This is a genomic window from Niveispirillum sp. GW835-FHT14G11 (genome assembly GCF_058793615.1).
Genome location: NZ_JBXAFZ010000007.1, coordinates 209023 through 230637 on the forward strand (window position 1 = coordinate 209023; position 21615 = coordinate 230637).

Annotated in this window: 19 protein-coding genes; 11 read left to right on the forward strand and 8 right to left on the reverse strand. The window is 65.5% G+C overall.

Annotated elements, in window-relative coordinates:
* Positions 1–82 precede the first annotated feature (82 nt).
* Positions 83–1228, reverse strand: a complete 1146-nt coding sequence (locus tag AC1Q7F_RS14855; protein WP_492508132.1) for a cytochrome P450 — start codon at positions 1226–1228, stop codon at positions 83–85.
* A gap of 34 nt (positions 1229–1262) precedes the next feature.
* Between AC1Q7F_RS14855 and AC1Q7F_RS14860 the strand changes: the two genes are divergently transcribed.
* The 4 genes from AC1Q7F_RS14860 to AC1Q7F_RS14875 all read left to right on the forward strand — a co-directional run bounded on the left by AC1Q7F_RS14860 (position 1263) and on the right by AC1Q7F_RS14875 (position 5979).
* Complete coding sequence (locus AC1Q7F_RS14860) at positions 1263–1838, forward strand: TetR/AcrR family transcriptional regulator (protein ID WP_492508134.1); 576 nt, start codon at positions 1263–1265, stop codon at positions 1836–1838.
* A 201-nt stretch (positions 1839–2039) separates the two neighbouring features.
* The gene (gene acuI / locus AC1Q7F_RS14865) at positions 2040–3023 is read left to right on the forward strand and encodes an acrylyl-CoA reductase (NADPH) (protein WP_492508136.1); all 984 of its coding nucleotides are present in this window, start codon (positions 2040–2042) and stop codon (positions 3021–3023) included.
* A gap of 14 nt (positions 3024–3037) precedes the next feature.
* Positions 3038–4219: an FAS1-like dehydratase domain-containing protein gene (locus AC1Q7F_RS14870; RefSeq protein ID WP_492508138.1), complete on the forward strand. Its 1182-nt coding sequence runs from the start codon at positions 3038–3040 to the stop codon at positions 4217–4219.
* Positions 4220–4233: 14 nt separating this feature from the next.
* Positions 4234–5979, forward strand: a complete 1746-nt coding sequence (locus AC1Q7F_RS14875; RefSeq protein WP_492508140.1) for a class I adenylate-forming enzyme family protein — start codon at positions 4234–4236, stop codon at positions 5977–5979.
* Between the two features lie 4 nt (positions 5980–5983).
* Here the strand turns inward: AC1Q7F_RS14875 and AC1Q7F_RS14880 are convergent, their stop codons facing one another.
* A complete protein-coding gene (locus AC1Q7F_RS14880) occupies positions 5984–6826 on the reverse strand; it encodes an alpha/beta fold hydrolase (RefSeq protein ID WP_492508142.1) in 843 nt (280 codons plus the stop codon).
* A 189-nt stretch (positions 6827–7015) separates the two neighbouring features.
* Between AC1Q7F_RS14880 and AC1Q7F_RS14885 the strand changes: the two genes are divergently transcribed.
* From AC1Q7F_RS14885 to AC1Q7F_RS14900, 4 genes are all read left to right on the forward strand, one after another.
* On the forward strand, positions 7016–8353 hold the full coding sequence (locus tag AC1Q7F_RS14885; protein ID WP_492508144.1) for an aromatic ring-hydroxylating oxygenase subunit alpha: 1338 nt from the start codon (positions 7016–7018) through the stop codon (positions 8351–8353).
* A gap of 91 nt (positions 8354–8444) precedes the next feature.
* The gene (locus AC1Q7F_RS14890) at positions 8445–9179 is read left to right on the forward strand and encodes an SDR family oxidoreductase (RefSeq protein WP_492508146.1); all 735 of its coding nucleotides are present in this window, start codon (positions 8445–8447) and stop codon (positions 9177–9179) included.
* A gap of 45 nt (positions 9180–9224) precedes the next feature.
* Complete coding sequence (locus AC1Q7F_RS14895; RefSeq protein ID WP_492508148.1) at positions 9225–10688, forward strand: aldehyde dehydrogenase family protein; 1464 nt, start codon at positions 9225–9227, stop codon at positions 10686–10688.
* A 5-nt stretch (positions 10689–10693) separates the two neighbouring features.
* Entirely contained in the window at positions 10694–11458 is a 765-nt protein-coding gene (locus AC1Q7F_RS14900; protein WP_492508150.1) for a TetR/AcrR family transcriptional regulator, read from the forward strand.
* A 17-nt stretch (positions 11459–11475) separates the two neighbouring features.
* Here AC1Q7F_RS14900 and AC1Q7F_RS14905 read toward each other — a convergent pair whose 3' ends face one another.
* The 4 genes from AC1Q7F_RS14905 to AC1Q7F_RS14920 all read right to left on the reverse strand — a co-directional run bounded on the left by AC1Q7F_RS14905 (position 11476) and on the right by AC1Q7F_RS14920 (position 15662).
* Positions 11476–12282, reverse strand: coding sequence for an enoyl-CoA hydratase/isomerase family protein (locus tag AC1Q7F_RS14905; RefSeq protein WP_492508152.1), 807 nt, complete (start codon positions 12280–12282; stop codon positions 11476–11478).
* Between the two features lie 14 nt (positions 12283–12296).
* On the reverse strand, positions 12297–14492 hold the full coding sequence (locus AC1Q7F_RS14910; protein ID WP_492508154.1) for an acyl-CoA dehydrogenase family protein: 2196 nt from the start codon (positions 14490–14492) through the stop codon (positions 12297–12299).
* A 94-nt stretch (positions 14493–14586) separates the two neighbouring features.
* Positions 14587–15405: a coniferyl-alcohol dehydrogenase gene (locus AC1Q7F_RS14915; RefSeq protein WP_492508155.1), complete on the reverse strand. Its 819-nt coding sequence runs from the start codon at positions 15403–15405 to the stop codon at positions 14587–14589.
* A gap of 53 nt (positions 15406–15458) precedes the next feature.
* Entirely contained in the window at positions 15459–15662 is a 204-nt protein-coding gene (locus AC1Q7F_RS14920; protein ID WP_492508157.1) for a ferredoxin, read from the reverse strand.
* 285 nt (positions 15663–15947) lie between these two features.
* Here AC1Q7F_RS14920 and AC1Q7F_RS14925 point away from each other — a divergent pair, with 285 nt between their 5' ends.
* Genes AC1Q7F_RS14925 through AC1Q7F_RS14935 form a run of 3 tightly spaced genes read left to right on the forward strand, consistent with a single transcriptional unit; the run spans position 15948 to position 18885 of the window.
* Entirely contained in the window at positions 15948–16352 is a 405-nt protein-coding gene (locus AC1Q7F_RS14925) for a Zn-ribbon domain-containing OB-fold protein (RefSeq protein WP_492508159.1), read from the forward strand.
* A 2-nt stretch (positions 16353–16354) separates the two neighbouring features.
* The gene (locus AC1Q7F_RS14930; RefSeq protein ID WP_492508161.1) at positions 16355–17521 is read left to right on the forward strand and encodes a thiolase family protein; all 1167 of its coding nucleotides are present in this window, start codon (positions 16355–16357) and stop codon (positions 17519–17521) included.
* 41 nt (positions 17522–17562) lie between these two features.
* Positions 17563–18885: an amidohydrolase family protein gene (locus AC1Q7F_RS14935; RefSeq protein WP_492508163.1), complete on the forward strand. Its 1323-nt coding sequence runs from the start codon at positions 17563–17565 to the stop codon at positions 18883–18885.
* A 147-nt stretch (positions 18886–19032) separates the two neighbouring features.
* On the opposite strand, the gene AC1Q7F_RS14940 is transcribed toward AC1Q7F_RS14935, so the two are convergent.
* Positions 19033–19872 (reverse strand): helix-turn-helix domain-containing protein, encoded by an 840-nt coding sequence (locus AC1Q7F_RS14940; RefSeq protein ID WP_492508165.1) that lies wholly within the window; start codon positions 19870–19872, stop codon positions 19033–19035.
* Between the two features lie 243 nt (positions 19873–20115).
* Positions 20116–21615: a class I adenylate-forming enzyme family protein gene (locus tag AC1Q7F_RS14945; protein ID WP_492508166.1), complete on the reverse strand. Its 1500-nt coding sequence runs from the start codon at positions 21613–21615 to the stop codon at positions 20116–20118.

The window sequence follows — 21615 nt, forward strand, 5'->3', positions numbered from 1 at the left end:
GGGGTGATCCCTTCGTCGGCGCGCTGAAAACACTAACCTAGGTTAGTATATGGATGCGCAGCTGTCAATGGGGCGGGTGGCCTTATGTCCTCTCGCACCCGATCCACGCGTTGCGCAGTTCGTACCCCATCAGCACCTGGTTCCAGCCCAGGTCGGGGGCCTGCAACAGGCGCAGGCCGGGTACCCGGAACAGCCGGTCCAGGAAGATGCGGGTCTCGTGCATCGCCACCTGCCGGCCGGGGCAGGTATGGGGGCCATCGCCGAAGCTCATATAGCCGCCATTCTGGCCCTGGCGGCGGGCGCGGCCGGGGTCGATCCGGTGGGGGCAGGTGCCGACCACGGCCGGGTCGGCATTGACGGCCCGGATGTCGATCCCGGCCATATCGCCACTGTCGCCAGCCCGCCGCTGGATCATCGCCGCGACGGGCTCCAGCCGCAGAATCTCCTCCAGCAGAGCGAATTGGCCGGCTTCGTCACTGTCCAGGAAATACCGGCGCAGGTCGGGCCGGTCGAACAGGTGCCAGGCGACCATGGTGATGAACTCCCGCGTCGTCACCATGCCGGCAGTCGCATAGGTCATGCATTCTATCATGATGGCACGGGTGGAATAGGCTTTGTCCAGCGTCTGGGAGATGATGTCGTCCCGTCGCTGCCGTCGCCGCGCCTTGATTGCGGGCCGCACGTCCTGCCAGTAGAAACGCAGGCCGTGTACCGCACTGGCCAGCTTCGCCATCAGGCCCTTGCCGGCCAGGGCGCTGCGCAGCAGGGCGTCGATGCGGGGCGCCATGTGCTGCGACGGGCTTTCCGTCAGGCCCACGATCTCCGCTGCCACGGCAACGGCCAGTTCAAAACTGATCGTGTCCAGCTGCCCCCGTCCCCTGGTCCGAAACCGGGCCAGCAGGATGTCGGTCGTCTGTTCCATCACCCTGGCATGCCGGGTGGCGATGGCCTTGGGCGTGAACAGATTGGCGATGGCAGCGCGCCGCTTGCGGTGCATCTCCCCGTCCAGATAGAAGACCGGTACCTGTTCGGGATCGCCGACATCCACGTGCTCGGCCCCGGCTCCGCCCTGGCGGGAAGCCGGGTTGCGCAGGATGTCGCGGGCATCGGCGAAACGTTCCACCCGTCTGACGCCGTCTGGAACGGCCACATGCCGGGCCGCCAGACTTGCAGATTTGCGTTCGTCGCCGTTCCCATCAATGATGGGGGCCGTTTCACCATCCTGCATCATGCACCTGATAGTTGGGATTTTATGATATACTATGGATCATAATTCGTCTGCTCCGCCTCCGTCAATTCACAAGGATGCCCGTGTCCGGCGCAGCCGTGCTGCGCTGCGCGCCGCCTTGCTGGAGTTGATCGAGACCGCGCCATTCGAGGCGATCACCATCCGCGACCTCTGCGCCCGGGCCGGTATCGGTTATGCGACCTATTTTCGGCACTACCCGGACACGGCCACGCTGCTGGACGATCTGGCGGCGCAGGAGATTGCGGAACTGCTGAGCCGGGCCATGCCGCTGACCGTGGCGATGGACAGCCGGGCCGGCTGCCGCGTGCTGTGCGAGTATGTGGATGCGCATCGCCGGTTGTGGTCAGCCCTGCTGACTGGCGGCGCCGCGGCAAAGCTGCGGGCGGAGTTCGTGCGTCAGGCGCGGCTGGCCGTGCCCGCCGACGTGCGGGTGCCGGACTGGGTGCCGCTGGACCTGGCCATCGGTGTGGGGGCTTCGGGTGTGCTGGACACGCTGGCTTGGTGGCTGGGGCGCGGGCAGGACCTGTCCGTGGACCGCATTGCGGAAATCCTGGATCGCCTGGTCATCGCCCCAGCGATGGGCGGCTGATCGGCTTGCCCACAGGTGCACATCGACGCCTTGGGTGCTGTTGAAATTGTTGTATTTCAATAATTTAACCAGCGTCTGCGGGCAAGTGAATATATCTCATTTTTATTGACCTGATTGCCTGCTTCACGCAAGCCTCTGCGCAAAACCCAAAGGGCGGCCAAGCCGGCCCTTTCAGCCTTGCGAACCAAGAAGGGCTTGCCGATGTTTTCCGCCATCCTGATTACCAAGGACGATAGCGGCCAGAAGGTCGCCGTCGCCCAGGTCGATCCGTCCGCCCTGCCCGAGGGCGACGTCACCGTCGCCGTGGATTATTCCAGCTTGAACTACAAGGATGGCCTGGCCATCACGGGCAGGTCCCCCGTGGTGCGCAAGTTCCCTATGGTGCCCGGCATCGACCTGGCCGGTACCGTGACGGACAGTGCACATCCCGACTGGAAGCCGGGCGACAAAATCGTCCTGAACGGCTGGGGCGTGGGGGAGACGCATTGGGGCGGGCTGGCGCAGCAGGCGCGGCTGAAGGGCGATTGGCTGGTGGGGCTGCCGGCGGCGTTTACGGCCAAGCAGGCGATGGCCATTGGTACGGCGGGCTATACGGCGGCACTCTGCGTCGATGCCCTGCTGGCCCACGGCGTGGCTCCTGACCAGGGCGAAGTGCTGGTGACCGGCGCCACGGGCGGGGTGGGCAGCGTGGCCGTGGCCCTACTGGCCAAGAATGGCTTCAACGTGGTCGCCGCCACGGGCAAGGCGTCGGAAGGCGAGTATCTGAAGGCGCTGGGTGCCGCCGCCATCCTCGACCGCGCCACACTGTCGGCACCGGGCAAGCCCCTGCAGAAGGAACGGTTCGCCGCGGTGGTGGACGCTGTGGGCAGCCACACGCTGGCCAATGCCTGCGCCCAGGTGCGCTATGGCGGCTATGTGGCGGCCTGCGGTCTGGCCCAGGGCATGGATTTCCCGGCCTCGGTCGCCCCCTTCATCCTGCGCGGCGTGGGCCTGCTGGGCATCGACAGTGTGATGGCACCCAAGGCCCGCCGGTTGGCCGCCTGGAACCGCCTGTCCAAAGATCTGGACCCGACCCTGCTGGATACCATCGCCACCGAGATCAGGCTGGCCGACGCCATCCAGGCCGGTGCCGATCTGATCGACGGCAAGGTGCGCGGCCGCATCACCGTCAACGTCAACCGCTGAACAAGGGGCCGATCATGAGCGACGAGAACAAGCCCGTGCTGGACACCAGCGATGTTGACCAGTGGGTCGGCAAGCCCATCGTCTTCGCGGAGATGTGGGACCCCTGCAACGCCACGGATATTCGCCGCTGGGTGCAGGCCATGGATTATCCCAACCCCATCCATTGGGACCAGGAATTCGCCGCGAAGTCCAAATTTGGCGGCATCGTGGCGCCGCAGAGCTTCACCGTGGCCATGGATTATGGCCATGGCTGCCACCCTTCCTGTGTGGGCAAGGTGCCGGGTACCCACCTGATCTTCGCGGGCGAGGAATGGTGGTTCCATGGCGTGCCGGTGCGGCCGGGCGACAAGCTGGTGCAGGAACGCACCTTCGCCGGCTACAAGGTGGTGGAGACGGGCTTCGCCGGCCCCACCATGTTCGCCGATGGCGACACGGTCCATCGCAACCAGAAGGGCGAGCTGGTGGCCCGCGAGCGCGCCACCTCCATCCGCTATCTGGTGGAGGAGGCGAAGAAGCGCGGCGTCTATGGCAAGGAAAAGCGCGATCCCAAGGAATGGGCGGATGAGGAGGTGGAGGCGATCCACAAGCTGCGGCATGACTGGATATTGTCCAACCGCGAGGGCGTGTCGCCCCGCTTCGACGCTGTCCAGGTCGGCGACAAGCTGCCGCGCCGTGTGGTCGGGCCGCATTCCATCGTCAGCTTCGCCAATGAATGCCGCGCCCATCGCCAGAATATCTGGGGTACCTGGCGCTGGAACCCGCCGGCCGGCATGCGCGACCCGGCGACGGAGGATGCCGGCTTCGGCAAGGACATGACCTATGACTTCGAAGCCCGCAAGATCGACCCGCGCCGGGGCGACGGGCTCTATCACGGTCCCTCCTCGGGCCATATCAACAAGAAGAAGGGCGAGAATGTCGGCATGGGTGGGGCCTATGGCTATGGCTCCTCCATGAATGCCTGGCACCTGGACACCATCGCCTATTGGGCCGGGCATGAGGGCTATATCTGGCATTCCAAGACGCAGTTCCGCAGCCCGGCCTTCGAGGGCGACGTCACCTTCATCGATGGGGAGGTGATCGAGAAACGGGAGGAGAGCGAGTTCGGCTGTCCGGTCATCCTGGTCCAGACCCGCATGACCACCCAGAATGGCGACACGATCCTGACAGGCAAAGCAACCGTACAACTGCCCCGGTAAAGAAGGCGAAATCCATGAACAGCCCGGTCACCGCACCCGACGGCCTGCGTCCATCCATCATCCATGGCCCGCCCCTGTCCGACGAACCGGGGCTGGGGCCCCTCACTATTGGTGCTTATGCGCGGCAGGTGACGCGACGCTTCTCCGGGCGGGAAGCCGTGGTCCTGCATGGCCGGGATGGGCGGATCGCCTGGACCTATGATCAGCTCTGGGACCAGTCGATGGCGGTGGCCAAGGCCCTGATCGCCGCCGGCGCCGGCAAGGATACGCGCGTCGGCGTGCTGATGACCAACCGGCCGGAATATCTGGCCACGGTGTTCGGCGTGGGCCTGGCCGGGGCCGTCACGGTATCGCTGTCCACCTTCTCCACGCCCGAGGAACTGGAATACCTGCTGAAGGCGGGGGCGGTTTCCATTCTGCTCTATGACCGGCAGGTGCTGAAAAAGGATTTCGGGGCTATTCTGTCGGGGCTGGAGCCGGAGATCGCGACGGCCCCACCGGGGGCGCTGCTTTCCACCCGCCTGCCGTTCCTGCGCCGTCTGGTGGCTTTGGACAATGTCACCGGTCCCGATACGGTGGCGGACGCGGCAGCGGTTGAAAGCTGGACCGCCTTTCTGGATCGCGGCCGTTCGGTTTCGGATGCGATGGTGCAGGCGCGCGCCGATGCGGTACAGCCGGCGGATGTCGGGGCTGTGTTCTTCTCCTCCGGTACCACCAGCCTGCCCAAGGGCATCATCCACACCCATCGCGCCTTCACGGTGCAATGGTGGCGCTGGCCGCGCGTCATGGATATCGATGCCGACTATTTCCCCGTGCGCTGCTGGACCGGCAATGGCTTTTTCTGGTCTGGCATCATCTCCATGGTGGTGGGCAATGCCCTGACCACAGGCGGGACGGCAGTGTTGCAGCCCGTGTTCAACGCCGATCAGGCGCTGGAATTGATGCAGGCGGAACGGGTTAGCTTCCCCATGGGCCGCCCGCACCAATGGGCACGGCTGGAGGCGTCGCCGAAATGGCCGGATGTGAACCTGTCCAGCCTGCATTACGTGACCTATGGGTCGAAGCTGCTGGAGCATCCAACGGCTTCGACCAACTGGTGCCACTGCCCGGCCTTCGGCACGACGGAGACGCTGACCATCATGGCGGCGGTGACGGCCAATACCCCGCGTGAGACTTATCGCGGCAGTTTTGGCAAGCCACTGCCCGGCAACATTCTCAAGATTTTCAATCCGCGCACCGGAGAAGTGGTGCCCATCGGCCAGCGGGGCGAGATTGCCATTAAGGGGCCGACCCTGATGCTGGGCTATATCGGCAAGACGGCGGATCAATGCTTTGATGCGGAAGGCTTCTATTGCACCGGCGATGGTGGCTATGTCGATGCGGATGGCAATCTGTTCTGGGAAGGCCGGCTGACCGACATGATCAAGACCGGCGGCGCTAATGTCGCGCCGCAGGAGGTGGACGAGGTGCTGGCCAACTATCCCGGCGTCAAGCGCGCCCAGACGGTGGGCGTGCCACACGACACGCTGGGGGAACTGGTCGTGTCCTGCATCATTCCACATGACGGTGCGGCGCTGGATATTGCGGAGATCACCGGCTTCCTGAAGCTGCGCCTGGCCAGCTTCAAGGTGCCCCGCGCCATCCTGTTCTTTGAAGAACAGGAATGGGCGGTGACCGGTAGCGAGAAGGTGAAGACCGGCCTGCTGAAGGAACTGGCGGCGCAGCGACTGGCGGGCAGCGAGGTGATGCGGAAGGTGTAGAGGGTCAGGCCGCAGCGACCCGCGCCGCAAACGCGAACACCGCCTGGTTGAAGGCGTCATTGGCATCGCCGGCGACCATGTGATGGGCGTCGGCGATGTTGACATGCTCGGCATGGGGCACCAGGGTCAGGAATTCCTGCGTCCCGGCCTCCGACACGATCCGGCTGCGCCCACCGCGCAGCAGCAGGGTGGGGATGGTCAGCGCGCGGGCCGCGGCCTCCAGCCGGGCCGGGGCGTCCTTTCGCGTCTGCGCATTCTCCCCCATTTTCATGAAGGCCGGGTCCCAGTGCCAGTAAAAGCGGCCTTGGCGCCGGCGCAGATTACGGGCCAGACCGCGCGTGTCCGGCGGCCTGTCACGGTGGGGAAGATATGCGGCGACGGCATCGGCCGCTTCCTCCAGCGAGGCGAACCCGTCCAGGCCGCTGCCCATGAAGTCCATCACCTCCCGCGTGCCGTCGAATTCGATGCGCGACGTGATGTCGACCAGCACCAGGGCCCGCAGAAGCTGCGGTGCCTGTGCCGCCGTCAGCATGCCGGCAAGACCACCCAGCGAGGCGCCGACCACGATGGGCGGGGCAGGAAGCTGTTCCAGCACGCACGCCAGATCATCGGCGAACAGGCCCAGTTCGTACTGCCCGTCGGGCGACCATTCGCTGTCGCCATGGCCGCGCAGGTCGAGGGCGATGGTGCGGAAGCCGCGCAACACCCCCTCGCCCAACGCCTTGCCCCAGCTTTGCCGCGTCTGGCCGCTGCCATGCAGGAACAGGATGGGCACACCGTCCGCCGGCCCGCAAATGTCGGCGGCCAGCCGCACGCCGGCCCCCTGAAAGCTTGCCTGTTCGGACATGCCGGATAATCCATCGCTGTCATTGATCTGGCTTCAAGCAATAGGGTGGGTGCGGGCCGTCGTAAACCCGGCGGGCCAAAACCCCGCCGCAGCGATATCGGTGCCGCATCCCCGGCCGCCGGCTTTTCATCCGCCGGCCCGCAGCCTAGGTTTCAGCAACCCTGAAAGAGCTGGAACGGAGCCGCCGCCATGAATGAAATCAGCAAGGTCAGCCGCGCCCTTTCCGACCGCCCCACGATCATCGACATCGCGGCCTATACCAGCCCCGACTATGCACGGGCGGAGGAGGAGAAGCTGTGGGCCAAGGTCTGGCAGGTGGCCTGCCGGGCGGAGGAAATCCCCAAGGTCGGCGACTATGTCACCTATGACATCCTGGATGAGAGCATCATTGTCGCTCGCGTGGCCGAGGACAGGATCGCCGCCTATTACAATGTCTGCCTGCATCGCGGCCGGCGCCTGACCGAAGGCTGCGGCCATACCAAGCGCTTCGTCTGCAAGTTCCATGGCTGGAAATGGGGCCTGGATGGCAAGAATGTCGAATGCCTGGCACGCGACGATTGGGAAGGGGCGCTGACCGACGAGAGCCTGACCATGAAACAGGTCAAGGTCGACAGTTGGGGCGGCTGGGTGTTCATCAACATGGACCCGGATGCGGAGCCGCTGCGCGCCTATCTGGACGTGGCGGCCGACATGCTGGCGCCGTTCGAGCTGGACCGCATGCGCTATCGCTGGCGCCAATGGCTGACCTTCCCCTGCAACTGGAAGGTCGCGATTGAGGCATTTGTCGAAGGCTATCACGTGCCCGGCACGCATCCGCAGCTGACCAAGTACGGTGCCAAGGCCACCTGGAGCCAGGCGCATGGACGGCACAGCGTGTTCGGTCCGGCGGCGCAGAAGGGCTTCGGCGGGGCGTCGGGTGGGGTGTCGGGCGATATCGACATGCGCGTGGCCCTGGCCGACGTGATCGGCCAATTGTGGGAGGAGGTGAATGCCACCACTACGCAGACCATTGTGAATGCCGCGAAAAGGCTGGTGGATGAGCTGCCGGCGGGCACGTCGCCGATGCAGGTGCAGGCGCATCTGATGATGCAGGCGGCCAAGGACGATGCGGCGCGCGGCGTGTTCTGGCCGCGCATCGACCCGGCGCATTTCGCCAAGGCCGGCACCGTCTGGCACATCTTCCCCAATACGGTGGTCATCCAGGGGCCGACCTTTGCGCTGTGCTATCGGGCGCGGCCCAATGGCTTTGATCCCGACAGCTGCATCTTTGAGGTCTATGTGATCGAACGGTTCCCGGAGGGCCAGGAGCCCAAGCCGGAAAACCTGTTCAAGCCGACCCAGGACGAGGAAACTTGGCGCAAGGTCCTGTGCCAGGACTTCGCCAATATGGGCCAGGTGCAGAAGGGCATGAAGTCGCGCGGCTTCCCCGGCGCCCGGCCCAACCCCGTGCAGGAACGCGGGGTGACCAATTTCCACCGCGTGCTGTCGGAATACATGGACACGGGCGCACCGACGCCACTGGATTGAAGGCACAAAGCATCGCGGGGGCGATGGGCTTCATGCTTGCCCGAATGCCGTGATCTTGTGCAGCCTGAAGACAATGAATTGGGGGGAAGAAATGGCCAAGACCATCGTGATCACCGGTGCCGGCAGCGGCCTGGGCCGTCAGGTGGCCCGCGAACTGGCGGCCGCCGGGCATGTGCTGGTCCTGCTGGGCCGCACACTGGCCAAGCTGGACAAGGTGGTGGCGGAGATCGGCAGCGGCGCCTATGCGCTAGCCTGCGACGTGGGTGACCCCGCGTCCGTCCGCGATGCCTTCACACAGATCGCGGCGCGTGGTGCGGGCATCGATGTGCTGATCAACAATGCCGCCGTTTACCAGCCCTTCCTGGTGAAGGAGGCGACGGACGAGCAGATATTGTCGGCAGCGCAGACCAACTATATCGGTCCCATCCTCTGCGCCCGTTCCGCCATCCCGCTGATGGGCAAGGGTGGGCACATCATCAATGTCTCCAGCGAGTCCGTCGATCTGCCTTTCCCGATGTTCTCGCTCTACCAGAGCAGCAAGGCCGGGCTGGAGCGGTTTTCCCAGGCGCTGTCGGGTGAACTGGCCGCCGACGGCATCCGCGTGACGACAGTCCGGGCCGGGCAGATGATGGGCGAGGACATGACTTGGAACATCACGCCGGAGGTGGCGCAGAAGTTCGGCGCGGCCTGCATGAAGGCGGGGCTGGATCTGCGCTCGCGCCCCATTTCCCACTTCGCCTCCCCGGCCAAGATCTTCCGGCAGATCCTCAACCTGCCCGACGATCTGAACATCGAACATGTGACCCTGCAGGCGCGCCATCGCTGACCGCCGCCCGTATTCCCGACATTCCAGCTCCAAGGAACCACGCCCGTGTCCATCCTGCCTGAAGCCAAGCTCTATATTGACGGTGTCGTGCGCCCGGCCGCGGAGGGCAAGACCTTCGACGTGATCAATCCCTGGACCGGCGGCGTTGCCGGCCAGGCGGCCGATGCATCGGCATCAGACGTGGATGCCGCCATCGCCGCCGCCCGCCGGGCCTTCGATACCACCGACTGGTCCACCGACCATGCCAAGCGGTTCGACCTGGTCAGCAAGCTGCGCGACCTGTTCCAGGCCAACCGCGACCGGCTGGTGGCACTGGCCCGGTTCGAGGCGGGGTCGGCGCTGGGTGCCGTGGACAAGGCGCAGGTGGGCATGGCCCTTGCCGGCTGGGACGATCTGCTGCGCGTTTTCCCGCAGGTGAGGTGGGAAAAGGATTATGGCGAGGCCCAGGGCTTCGGCTTCACCTCCAAGCGCAGGGTCGTGCATGACGCGGCCGGCGTGGTGGGGGCCATCACGCCGTGGAACGTGCCGCTATATGTGAATGTGGGCAAGGTGGTCTCCGCCCTGCTGGCCGGCTGCACGATCGTGCTGAAGCCGGCCCCCGACACGCCGGGCATGGGGGCGATCTTCGGCGAACTGGCGGCACAGGCCGGGTTCCCGCCCGGTGTGCTGAATGTCGTGACGGGCAGCGATCCGGCCCTGGCCGGGGAGATGCTGGTCACCGATCCGCGTGTGGATGTCATCAGCTTCACCGGCTCCACCGGTGTCGGCAAGCGCATCATGGAGAAGGGGGCCGGCACACTGAAGCGCCTGTTCCTGGAACTGGGCGGCAAGTCGGCCAAGATCATCCTGGATGACGCGCCCAACTTCGCCATGGAAGTGATGATGTCGCTGCTGGTCTTCCATGCCGGCCAGGGCTGTGCCGTGCAGTCGCGCCTGCTGGTGCCGAAAAGCCGGTATGAGGAGGCAGTGGGGGCGCTGAAGATGGCCTATGCCGGCTTCGCCACCAAATGGGGTGACCCAGAGGACCCGGCCCAGATCATGGGGCCCGTCGTGTCCAGGAAGCAGCTGGACCGCGTGCTGTCCTATATCGAGCTGGGCAAGGCGGAGGGTGCCACCCTGTTGGCCGGCGGCAATGTCCGGCCCGACAAGGGCGATGGGTTCTTCATCGAGCCGACCTGCTTCGTCAATGTCACCAACGACATGCGCATCGCGCGGGAGGAGATTTTCGGCCCCGTGCTGGTCGTCATCCCCTATGAGGATGATGCCGATGCCATCCGCATTGCCAATGACAGCGAATATGGCTTATCTGGCGGCGTTTCCGGATCGGAAGAACGCGCGATCAGGGTCGCGCGGCGCATCCGTACCGGGTCGGTCAGCGTCAATGGCGGCCTGTGCATCGCCGGCGACCTGCCCTTCGGCGGCTACAAATCCAGCGGCATCGGCCGCGAATGGGGCGTCGAGGGCATCGAGGAATTTCTGGAATCGAAGGTCATCGCGGTCAGGGCGTGAGGGGCATGGGGAACGAAGAGAAGCAGCTGGCCGGGGGCGATGGGGAGCGCAAGCGGCGGGGGCGCAAGCCTGCCGTTGCGATGGTTGCCGTCGAGGCGGCGGGGGATGACGACAATTTCAACCTGAATGGCCAGCGTCTGGGCCGCAAGGGGCGGGAAACGCGCGAGCGGATCATCGCCGCCGCGCAGAAGCTGCTGGCCGGCCCGCCCTCCACCCCGATCAGTTTGAGCGCCGTCGCCCGCGAGGCCGACCTGAAGATGACGACGCTCTATCTTTATTTCAAAGATCTGACGGAACTGCTGCTGGCCACGCTGGAGCCGGTGATGGAGACGGCGGAGGAGGCCTATATGGGCTTGGCCCGCGAGCGCTGGCCGGATGCGGACCTGAACGAGTATTGCCTGCGGTTCGTGAACGCCTATCTTGCCTTCTGGCGCAAGCATTCCTTCCTGCTTCATCTGCGTAACAGCATGGCCGACCAGCATGACGAACGCATGATGATCCACCGTGTGCACTCGGCCCAGCCCATGATCGGCATGCTGGTGCGGCAGATGGATTGCACCAGTCCGACCCCGGACAGCCCGGCGCTCAGCATGGCCACCGTGCTGCTGACCGGGGTGGAACGTGTCGTCACCATTGTGACCGACACGATCCTGGTCAATTTCTTCGGTGCGTCGATGAGTGATCAGATGACCCTGCGCCGCATTGAGGCGGAAGCCAAGCTGATGGAATTGGGCATCGCGGAAATCCGCAGGCAGATGCGGGCCGGGTAGGGAAGCCGAGGGGGGCGTCAGCCCCCCTTGCCCACCTTGGCGATATAGGCGTCCAGCTTTTCCAGATAGGCGGGGTTCAGCATCAAGGCACTGTTGGCCAGCCGTTCCACATGGCGCGCCTGATCACGCCCGACCTCGTGCGCCAGTTCGATGGCGATCTTGGCGGCACCCATCTGCTCCCCATTCTGCCGGGCCAGATGACGGCAGAAATCCAGCGCTGCCGCATCGAACCCTGCATCTGGATATACCTCATGCGCCAGCCCCATCATCAGCGCGCGCTCCGCATCGGCGGGCTTGTTGGCCATGATCAGGTAACGCGCCCAGTGCGGGCCGCACAGGCGGGTGAGGCGGGAAACGCCGTTCGATGCCGGCAGCACGCCCATCAACCCCTCCGGAAAGGCGAAGGACGCACCGGTCGCCGCCAGCCGGAAATCACAGGACAAAGCCATTTCCAGCCCGCCGCCCACGCAAGGGCCGTGGATGGCGGCCACAATGGGCTTTTCCACATGCTCCATCTCGTCATAGATCCGCTGCATCCCGTGCAGCCGCAGCCGGTGGTTCTCCCGGATGGCGGTGGCGGAGCGCAGGGGGGAGGGCGGGCTGTCGCTGCGGTCGCGCAGATCGGCCCCGGCACAGAAATAGCGGCCTGTGGCGCGCACCAGCATGACCTTCAGGCCGGGATCATCGCGCAACCGGTGCAGAGCGTCTTCGAACAGGCGCATGGTCTGTCCGGACAGGGCGTTCAGTTTGTCCGGCCGGTTCAGGGTGGCGACCAGGATGCCGTCGGCGCTTTCGGTGATCAGATGGGGTGCTTCGTCAGACATGATCTTCCCCCCCCTTACGCCCGGGTGCGTGGCAGGCCCAGACCGCGTTCGGCGATCATGGAACGGTGGATTTCGCTGGTCCCGCCATAAATCGTGGTGCCCTGGGCATGGCGATAGCATTGGTTGATCAGGGCCGCGGCCCCCGGTCGCTTGGACAGGGACAAGGGCGCCGTCAGGTCCAGCAGGTCACGCGCATCGGACAGGAACTTCTCTGAGGAGAACATCTTGACCATGGGGCCATAGGCCAGGTTCGGTTTTTTCTCCACGCTGGCCCACAGGGACCGCCAGGTCAGCAGGTCGGAAACCATGACATTGGCGGCGGTGCGGGCCAGCCGCATCTGGGCCTGGCTCTGCTCGATCAGCGGACGATCGCCCTGGATGATCTCCCGTGCCAGACTCTCAGCAGCGCGCAGCATGCCGCGCTGCACCTTGGCAAAGCCACCACCATGTTCCAGTTCCAGGCCAGCGCTCATCGTTCGCACCCCGCCATCGACGTCACCCAGGCGATAGGCATCGGGGATGCGCACCCCGTCATAGAAGGTGATGTTGGTGCGTTCATCCTGGAACGTATGGACCGGCTGCACCGTCACGCCCGGTGTCTTCAGCGGCACGATGAACATGGTCAGGCCCTTGTGCTTGGGCACGTCCGGGTTGGTCCGTGTCAGCATCAGCACATAATCGGTCAGGTTGGCGCCCGAGGTGAACATCTTGGTGCCGTCGATGCGCCAGCCATCACCGTCGCGCACGGCCTTGCACTGCGCCGCGAACACGTCGGAACCGGAGCCGGGTTCGGAATAGCCCAGCGAGGCGATGGCCTCGCCCGCCAGGATGGGCTCCAGCACCTCCCGCTTCACCTGGTTGCTGCCAAACCGGTGGATCATGGCGCCGACCAGCCCCGCGACATTGGCGACGGGATTGGTCCAGCCATGATGTTCGAACGCCTCCATCGCGGCGTTGCGGGCATAGGCCGACAGGCCGCGCCCGCCCATATCCTTGGACCAGCCGAGAAACAGCAGGCCCGCCTGCGCCAGCTTCTTGTGAAAAACCGGGTTATGGCCTTCCCATGAATAATGGGCGTTGGCGCGGATGTCCGGCGTCATGTGTTCTGCGAAGAAGGCGTCAATCTCTGCCACAAGGGCGCGGGCTTCCTCACCGGGGTCAAACTCGATCGGCACCTCGCCCACGGGGGGCAGGGACGTGGCCTCGCCGCCATAGAGCCGGCGGCCCGCCTCTTCCAGCCACAGGCGGGGGTCGCCAAAGACCAGGGGCCAGGCCTTGGCGCGCAGATTGTAGAGATGAATGTCATATTCGGTCGTCAGGCCATAGCCGCCGAACGTATGCAGCGCCTGTGCCACGGTGCGGGCGGCGGCATCGGCGTTCCACCAGGCGGCAAGCGAGATGGTGGCCCCGACATCGGCCGCCGCATCGGCCACGTCGCGGATGGCCTTCCAGACCAGGAACTTGCCACCATCAACCTCGCACAGCAGATCGGCCAGCGGATGGGAAATGGCCTGGTACGCGCCGATCAGCTGGTCGAACTGCTTGCGCTCGCAGGCATAGGATGCCGCCAGTTTCAGCGCCTCGCGCGACAGGCCGGCCAGACCGGCGGCGATCAGCAGCTTCCATTCCTCGATCCCCGCCTGGAAGGTGGCGGCGGCATCGGGGCCGGACTTGATCACGGTGCCGGGCAGGGTGGCGAAGTCGATCTCCGCCAGCGGGGTGGAGGCGAGGTTGGGCTCGGCCTTGCCCGGTTGGCCCGACAGGTCGAACAGCAGCACGTCCGGTCCCCGCCGGGCCAGGATGGCGCGGGCGACAGTACCGCCGGCCACCCATTGCACGGGCTGGGTTTCCAGATCTTGCAGGGCCAGCGTGACCACCACCTCCCCGACCAGCACGGCACTCAGCAGCGGCTGTTCCCATTCGGCCAGCAGGCGGGCGGCGACCAGCGCCTCGGCCAACGGACCGGAAACCAGGGTGCGGCCTGCTTCTTCCATCAGCATGGTGGCTACGATTAGGCCCAGGCCCAGCCCGTCCCTTTCCTCCGGCACGCGGATGGAGAAGGCGCCCAACTCGGCCAGCCCGCGCCAGAGCGCGCCATCGAAACCCGTGGCCTGGGTGGCGCGCACCCGCTCCGTGCTGCTGTGCTTGTTGAGGAAACGCGCGAACTGGTCGCGCATCATCTCCTGATCTTCGGTCAGTTCGAAATTCATGGGGATGGCCCTGTCAAAGGCAAAGAAAGGACGTTCGCCGCCCCCGCATCATGCGGGGGCGGCGTTGCAAGGCATCGGGAGGCAACCGCTCTGGTTAGCCGGAGCGCCGCATCATGGCCGATATGTCGACCTGACCCGTGGCTACGCCACCCATGAAGCCGCCATCCACCGGCAGCACGACGCCGTTGACGAAACCGGCGAGCGCGCTGTTCAGCAGCACCAGCCCGCCGGCCTGTTCTGCGGGCGTGGAGCGCCGGCCGATGGGCTGGGTGGCGGCCAGCAGAATCTCAGCCGGGGTTGCCGCCTCGAACGCGGCCATCATCGGCGTCTGGGTTGGGCTGGGCATGGTGGCGTTGATACGGATACCTTTTTTGATCAAGTGTGCGCCAGACAGCATGGTCCAGACATTCACCGCTTCCTTTGAAAAGGCATAGCCTTCCGCTACGGTGTCCTTGTTGGCCTCGCACCAATCGATGGCTGCCTGATAGCCGCGCGTGGCGATGATGCCCATGATCACGGGCACGCGCCGGCTCCACCCCATGCCGCCGATGGAAGAGATGTTGGCGATGGCCCCGCCCGCACCCATCAGCGGCAGCACCTGTTCGGTCAGGTGGCGGGTGCCGATGAAGTTCACCTTCATCACATCCATGGGCGGGGCGGTCTGCGGCAGACCGGCGCAGTTGAACAGCGCCTCCACCGTGCCGCCGATGGCGGCCACACCTGCCTCGATCGAAGCCGGGTCGCGCAGATCGACCCTGTTGAAGGAGGCCAGCGGCAAGGCGCTGTCCTTGAAGTCCAGGCCATGAACTTCCGCACCCAGGTCCAGCAGCAGCCGGGCCGTCGCCTCCCCCATGCCGGAGAAGCAGCCGCTGACGATGACGCGCTTGCCCTTGTAGCCGAGAGTGTCTGACATCTTGTTTTCATTCCTTGGGCGGATGGAAAGGGGGGCCGAACAGATGCTGCCGCTCAGGCCTTGTCGTCTTCGACGATGGTGATGATGCGTTCCGGGCAGGCGCGCGCGCCGCGTTTGGCCAGCAATTCCATGCCTTCCGGCACGTCGATGACGTCCGTGGCGATATAGCCTTCATCATCCAGCTTATACAGCACCTCCGATACCGCCGCGCAGCGGGCATTGCCCACGCAGGCGGATTTCCGGATGCGGATTTTCATGGATGCGCTCCTGTCACAGCAGTCGTGGGGGCCATCGCCCGCCACCCGGTCGGACCCCAATAAACATCAGCGCCCCGGGGTGATCAACCGGTGGCCGCCCTTGATCGCGGGGGCGATGCCGGTCCCCACCCCGTCAATCGCCCGCGCGATATGTCGCCCCGCACCCGACCCCTGCGTTGCCATCCCTGGGGTGGGGCGACAACATGATTGCCGGACATCCCAGCCTTTATCGGAGAATTCGCCAATGACGCCGGACCGTCAGGGGACCAGCGGGGGCCGCAGGTCATGAGCGTGCCACGGCCCCGGCCGAAACTGGATACTGACAATCGCGCCTTCTGGACGGGGGGGGCGGAAGGCCGCCTCTACATCACCTGCTGCGCCGATTGTGGTGGCCATACGCATCCGCCCCGGCCGGTCTGTCGGCATTGCCGGTCGGAAGCGGTGGCACCGACCCCGGTGGCCGGCACCGGCATCATCGACAGCTACACCATCAACCACCAGCCCTGGATGCCGGGGCTGGCAGTGCCGTTCGTCATCGCCCGCGTGGCGTTGGACGCGGCTCCCGGCGTGTTCCTGACCACCAATATCGTGGGCTGTCCCGTGGAGGAGGTGGATGTCGGTGACCGCGTGCGGGTGCGGTTCGAGGAACAGGACGGTATCTGGTTCCCCCTGTTCGAAAAGGCGGCCTGACCATGGCACGGGGCGAAGCCTATATCACTGGGATCGGCATGTCGGAGGTGGGGGTGCGCCTGGCGCGTTCCCCCCTGGGCCTGACCGTTGACGCCGTGCGCGAGGCGCTGGCCGATGCGGGCCTGGGCTTCGACCAGATCGACGGGGTGGCCACATATCCCGGCCGCATGCCGACCTTCCTGGGTTTCTCGCCCGTTGGTACGGACGAGTTGATCGAGGCGCTGGGCTTGAAAACGCATTGGCATGTGGGGGGCGGGGAGTTGACGGCGCAGCTGGGGGCGGTTGCCATGGCGGCGGCGGCTGTACAGGCTGGCCAAGCGCGGCATGTCCTCTGCTTTCGCACCGTCTATGAGGCGGCGGCCCTGGCGCGGCCGGAGGAGTTTCCGCCGCTGCGCCGCAAGGAGGTGGACGGATCCTCGCAATGGACCGCCCCGTTCTTCGCCCTGTCGGCGGCCAACTGGACCGCGCAGTACGCGACAAGGCACATGAAGCGCTATGGCCTGACGCGGGAGCAGCTGGCGCAGGTGGCGTTGAACGGCCATGCCAATGCCGTGCGCAACCCGCGGGCGCTGGTGAAGAAACCACTGACCATGGACGAATACATGGCGGCGCGCATGATCTCCACGCCGTTGTGCCTTTACGATTGTGACCGGTTCACCGACGCCTCCACGGTCCTGATCGTGTCGGCCGGTGATGCGCTGGACGAGGTGGCGTCGGCATGGGTGCCGGTGCGTATTGCGGCCACGGCCGGGTCCGTTGACCGCTACAGCTGGGACCAGGCGGAATGGGCCGGGGCCTATGCCACGGGCCGCGACCTCTGGCGAAACACCGATTACCGGCCGGCCGATGTCGATCTGGTGCAGTTCTACGACGGCTTTGCCTTCCAGCCCATCACCTGGCTGGAGGGGTTGGGCTTCTGCGACCTGGGCGAGGGCGGCCGCTTCCTGGAAGGCGGCCACCGCATCGCGCTGGATGGGGAGCTGCCCATGAATACCGGTGGCGGCCAGCTGGGCGCCGGCCGGTTGCACGGTTTCGGCATGGCGCACGAAGCCGTGGTGCAACTGCGCGGACAGGGTGGCAATCGGCAGGTGCCGGGCAGCCCGCGCGTGGCGGTCGCGACGTCGGGGGGCGGGCCGATGGCGGCGGCCCTGCTGCTCGCCAGGGACTGAAAAATACTATACAAGGTTAGTAAAATCAGAGGAGACGACCCATGCAAATGAACGACATGATCCTGATCAGCGTGGATGATCATATCAGTGAACCGCCGGACATGTTCGACCGCCACCTGAAGGGCGACGCGCTGGCCAGCGCGCCGAAATTCTGCGTGGCGGAGAACGGCACCAGCTATTGGTCCTATCAGGGCATGTATTTGCCGTCTGTGGGGCTGAACGCGGTGGTGGGCCGCCCGATGGAGGAATACGGCATGGAGCCGACGGCGCTGGAACAGCTGCGCCCCGGCTGCTTCGACGTGCATGCCCGCGTCGACGACATGAATGTCAACGGCATCGCCGCCTCGCTGAATTTTGGTTCCTGCGTCGGCTTCGACGGCAACCGCTTCCACAAGGCGCCGGACAAGGATGCCGCCTTGCTGCATCTGCGGGCCTATAATGACTGGCACATCCTGGACTGGTGCGGTGCCTATCCCGGCCGCTTCATCCCCTGCGCCATCCTGCCGACCTGGAACATGGAGGCGACCGTGCAGGAGATCGCGCGCGTGGCTTCCATGGGCTGCACTGCCGTCTCCGTCTCAGACAACCCGACCTCCCAGGGCCTGCCCAGCATCCACAATGAATATTGGGCGCCGTTCTGGAAGGCGATCGTCGAGCATGACATCACCATCTGCACCCATATCGGCGCCGGCAATCCGGCACCGCATGCGTCGATGGAGACCCCGATCGAGGCCTGGATCACTACCATGCCCATGTCGATCTCCACGGGTGCCGCCGACTGGCTGCAGCTGAAGGCGCTGCACGACTATCCGACCCTGCGCGTCGCCCTGTCGGAAGGCGGCATCGGCTGGGTCCCGTACTTCATGGAGCGCGCCGACTTCTCCAACTGGCGTCACCGGGCCTGGACGAACACCGTCATCCAGGGTGAGACCAAGCCCAGTGACATCTTCAAGCGTCATTTCCTGAACTGCTTCATCGATGACCGGTTCGGGTTGAAGAATCTGGACGCGATCGGCGAGGATAACGTGGCGTATGAATGTGACTATCCGCATTCCGACAGCCTGTGGCCGGAAGTGCCCGAACATCTGTGGGACAGCATCAGGCACCTGACGCCGACGCAGATCGACAAGGTCACTCACCAGAACGCCGCCCGCTTCTTCCGCTTCGACCCGTTCAAGCACCATCGGCGCGAGGACCTGACCGTCGGTGCGCTGCGCGCGGCGGCGGCGGCTAAGGGCGTGGATGTGACGCCCAAGCCGTCCGGCGGTGCCCGGCCGGTGGAGGAGGGGGTCAGCCGCCCCATCACCTCGGGCGACCTGATGAAGATGTTCAAGCACCACGCGACCAAGCAGACAGCGGCTTGATGGCGTATCCCCCGCCGGGCGACCGGCGGGGGCTTTTGCTTGGGGGGGATGGCAAAGATGGGGCAGGCACAAAAAATGGGCGGTCCGAAGACCGCCCGTCAGTTCACGCCGCCGGCCCCAAGCCCGAGGCAGCGGCGCCACATGGGATCACACGGCCATCCGTTCAGGCTCAGCGGGAAACCCCATGCGGGAGGTTCGGATGAAGGAAAGCGGGGCTGGTGTATTGTCCAACTCGACATGGGCGGTAATGGCGTCACGCAGGCAGCGCAGCAGGGCCGCCTCCTCGATCACGGCCGACGGTTCATAGACGAAGCCGATGGCCAGCGGGCGGCCTTCCGGCTGTCCCGGCAGCAGCAGGGCAGTCACCTGTGCGCTGGAACCGCAGCCGACGGGGCCGGTGGCATGGCCCCGGTCGCGGCAGACGGCGATCCGGGCGGTCATGTCGGCGAAGCTGGGCTTGGTCTCTTCCTGCATGTCGGCCAGCAGGCGGCGGACCATGCCGTCGCGGCGCGGCTGCGCGATGGTGGAGAGCAGCAGCCAGCCCGTCGCGGAATCCGTCAGCCGCTCCTGCATGCCGCCATAGAGGGAGGAGGGGCCGGACATCTGGCCCGCCACCCCGGCCCGCCAGGAGAAAATCTGGGACCGCACGCCGACGATGCCGAACGTGGCCACATTCAGGCCCGTCTGCACCACCAGCCGGTCGATCATGTGGGTCAGGCGCCCGTCGCGGACGATGGCCGGCTGGCAGCTGGACCCCAGCATGGCCGCCCGCTGCGACAGGGTATAAGTTCTGGAGAAGGAATTTTTGTAAAGAAGGCCAAGATCGACAAGGCTTGCCAGAAGTTCAGAGGTACTGGATTGCGGCCAGTCATACCGGCGGACAATATCCATCACCGTAACTTCGCGGTTCTCTTCATCGATGAATTCGAAAATCTCGACAACTCGCTTGGCGATTTTTGCTTTGTTGCCATTTTGGATGTTGGACATTTTGAACTCCTCCCGTGCTTTCCTGGATATTCGTCTGGATCGGGCAGGTTGTCAATTAAAAATGATATGGTCTCATTTTTTGGTGCAGCGCAAAATAAGTCGCGCAGGCGCGGTGATGACGCCGGTTCGATATACCGGGCGCGAAGCTGCTGCCGGCAAACAATTATTTGCCGTGATCCCTCGGGATGGGGTGGCCGGCGTCAGGGGCGGCCTTGTGCGGCGCGGCGGCCGATTGTCGGCAGGTCAGTCCTTGAACCAGGTCTTCACTTCGCGCCGCAGCAGCTTGCCCATCTCATTATAGGGCAGTGACGGTGCGATCAGGATGCGCTCGGGTATGCGGGACGACCGCAGGCGGTTGCGGATCAGATCGCACAGGGCCGCATCCGTGGGTGCCGCCTGGCCGTCGCGGATGGTGATGGCTAGGCCTACGGCCTCTCCCCACTCCACCGACGGGATGGCGACGGCGCAGGCATCGGTGATGGCGGGATGTTCCAGCACCACATCCTCGATCTCGCCGGGCGACATGTTCTCGCCCCCGCGCACGATGACATCGTCGGCCCTTCCAGCCAGGAACAGGTAACCCGCATCATCCAGCCAGCCGGCATCGCGGGTGGGGAACCAGCCCCGGGCATCCAGCGCCGACCGTTCGCGATACTCGCCCGACACCTGATCGCCGCGCACATAGATCTCGCCCCGTTCGCCGACAGGCAGGACGCGGCCTTCCTCGTCGCGGATCTCGATCTCGACGGTGGGCAGGGGGCGGCCCACGGAACCCAGTCGGCCGCGCACCACTGGATCATCCGATCCGTGCGCGGCGCGATGGTCGTCGGGCCCCAGGATGGCGATGGTGGAACTGGTCTCCGTCAGACCATAGGCATTGGTGAAGCCCGTTGCCGGGAACAGGTCGAGCGCGCGGTGGATCAGTTCCAGCGGCATGCGGCCGCCGCCATAGGCGATCGCCTTCAGGCCGGGCACGCCGGCGCCGGGCGCCTTGTCCATATGCTCAATGATGCGGGCCAGCATGGTCGGCACGACGAAGGCGTTGGTGGCGCCCTCCACCGTCGCCAGCGACAGCCAGGTCGCCGGGTCGAAGGCCGGCAGCAGCAGGATGCGCCGCTGTGCATAGATGGAGCTGAGCAATGCTGCGATGCCGGCGATATGGTAGGGCGGCACGCTGACCAGGGCCGCTTCGCCCTCCCCGGCGGATGCGAACTCCACCGTGCCCAGGATATAGGACAACAGGTTGGAATGGCGCAGGATCGCGGCCTTGGGTGCCGCCGTCGTGCCGCTGGTGAACAGCTGGATGGCGATGGTTTCGCCGTCAGGTCCCTCCGCCGCCTCAACCCTGGCGCCGCGCGACAGGGCTTCGGCCACGAAACCCGTGCGCGTCTGCGTGACAAGGTCGCTGCGGGTGGCGGCACGCGCGGCGCGGTCGCCGTCGCCGATCAGCAAGGCCGGCGCGATGCGGTCGACCAGCGGACCCAGATTGGCGTCGGCCAGACGGTAATTCAGCGGCACATAGGGCACACCCGCCAGGGCGGCGCCGAACAGCGCGATGACCGCCGCCTCACTGCTTTCATCCAGCAGGGCGACATGGGCGGCACCGCCGGTCGTGATCAGGTCGGCGGCGCCGCGCGCGGCGGTCAGCAACTCGCCATAGGTCCAGCGCACGGTCCCGCAGACCAGGCCGACACGGTCAGGTGCGGCATCCGCCGCCATCTGCAAAATCAGGGAGATGTTCAT

What these genes read in the sequence shown, in the direction of transcription:
- AC1Q7F_RS14855 (WP_492508132.1), bottom strand. Translation starts at nt 1,228, where the DNA reads ATGCAGGATGGTGAAACGGCCCCCATCATTGATGGGAACGGCGACGAA.
- AC1Q7F_RS14860 (WP_492508134.1), top strand. Translation starts at nt 1,263, where the DNA reads ATGGATCATAATTCGTCTGCTCCGCCTCCGTCAATTCACAAGGATGCC.
- acuI (WP_492508136.1), top strand. Translation starts at nt 2,040, where the DNA reads ATGTTTTCCGCCATCCTGATTACCAAGGACGATAGCGGCCAGAAGGTC.
- AC1Q7F_RS14870 (WP_492508138.1), top strand. Translation starts at nt 3,038, where the DNA reads ATGAGCGACGAGAACAAGCCCGTGCTGGACACCAGCGATGTTGACCAG.
- AC1Q7F_RS14875 (WP_492508140.1), top strand. Translation starts at nt 4,234, where the DNA reads ATGAACAGCCCGGTCACCGCACCCGACGGCCTGCGTCCATCCATCATC.
- AC1Q7F_RS14880 (WP_492508142.1), bottom strand. Translation starts at nt 6,826, where the DNA reads ATGTCCGAACAGGCAAGCTTTCAGGGGGCCGGCGTGCGGCTGGCCGCC.
- AC1Q7F_RS14885 (WP_492508144.1), top strand. Translation starts at nt 7,016, where the DNA reads ATGAATGAAATCAGCAAGGTCAGCCGCGCCCTTTCCGACCGCCCCACG.
- AC1Q7F_RS14890 (WP_492508146.1), top strand. Translation starts at nt 8,445, where the DNA reads ATGGCCAAGACCATCGTGATCACCGGTGCCGGCAGCGGCCTGGGCCGT.
- AC1Q7F_RS14900 (WP_492508150.1), top strand. Translation starts at nt 10,694, where the DNA reads ATGGGGAACGAAGAGAAGCAGCTGGCCGGGGGCGATGGGGAGCGCAAG.
- AC1Q7F_RS14905 (WP_492508152.1), bottom strand. Translation starts at nt 12,282, where the DNA reads ATGTCTGACGAAGCACCCCATCTGATCACCGAAAGCGCCGACGGCATC.
- AC1Q7F_RS14910 (WP_492508154.1), bottom strand. Translation starts at nt 14,492, where the DNA reads ATGAATTTCGAACTGACCGAAGATCAGGAGATGATGCGCGACCAGTTC.
- AC1Q7F_RS14915 (WP_492508155.1), bottom strand. Translation starts at nt 15,405, where the DNA reads ATGTCAGACACTCTCGGCTACAAGGGCAAGCGCGTCATCGTCAGCGGC.
- AC1Q7F_RS14920 (WP_492508157.1), bottom strand. Translation starts at nt 15,662, where the DNA reads ATGAAAATCCGCATCCGGAAATCCGCCTGCGTGGGCAATGCCCGCTGC.
- AC1Q7F_RS14925 (WP_492508159.1), top strand. Translation starts at nt 15,948, where the DNA reads ATGAGCGTGCCACGGCCCCGGCCGAAACTGGATACTGACAATCGCGCC.
- AC1Q7F_RS14930 (WP_492508161.1), top strand. Translation starts at nt 16,355, where the DNA reads ATGGCACGGGGCGAAGCCTATATCACTGGGATCGGCATGTCGGAGGTG.
- AC1Q7F_RS14935 (WP_492508163.1), top strand. Translation starts at nt 17,563, where the DNA reads ATGCAAATGAACGACATGATCCTGATCAGCGTGGATGATCATATCAGT.
- AC1Q7F_RS14940 (WP_492508165.1), bottom strand. Translation starts at nt 19,872, where the DNA reads ATGTCCAACATCCAAAATGGCAACAAAGCAAAAATCGCCAAGCGAGTT.
- AC1Q7F_RS14945 (WP_492508166.1), bottom strand. Translation starts at nt 21,615, where the DNA reads ATGAACATCTCCCTGATTTTGCAGATGGCGGCGGATGCCGCACCTGAC.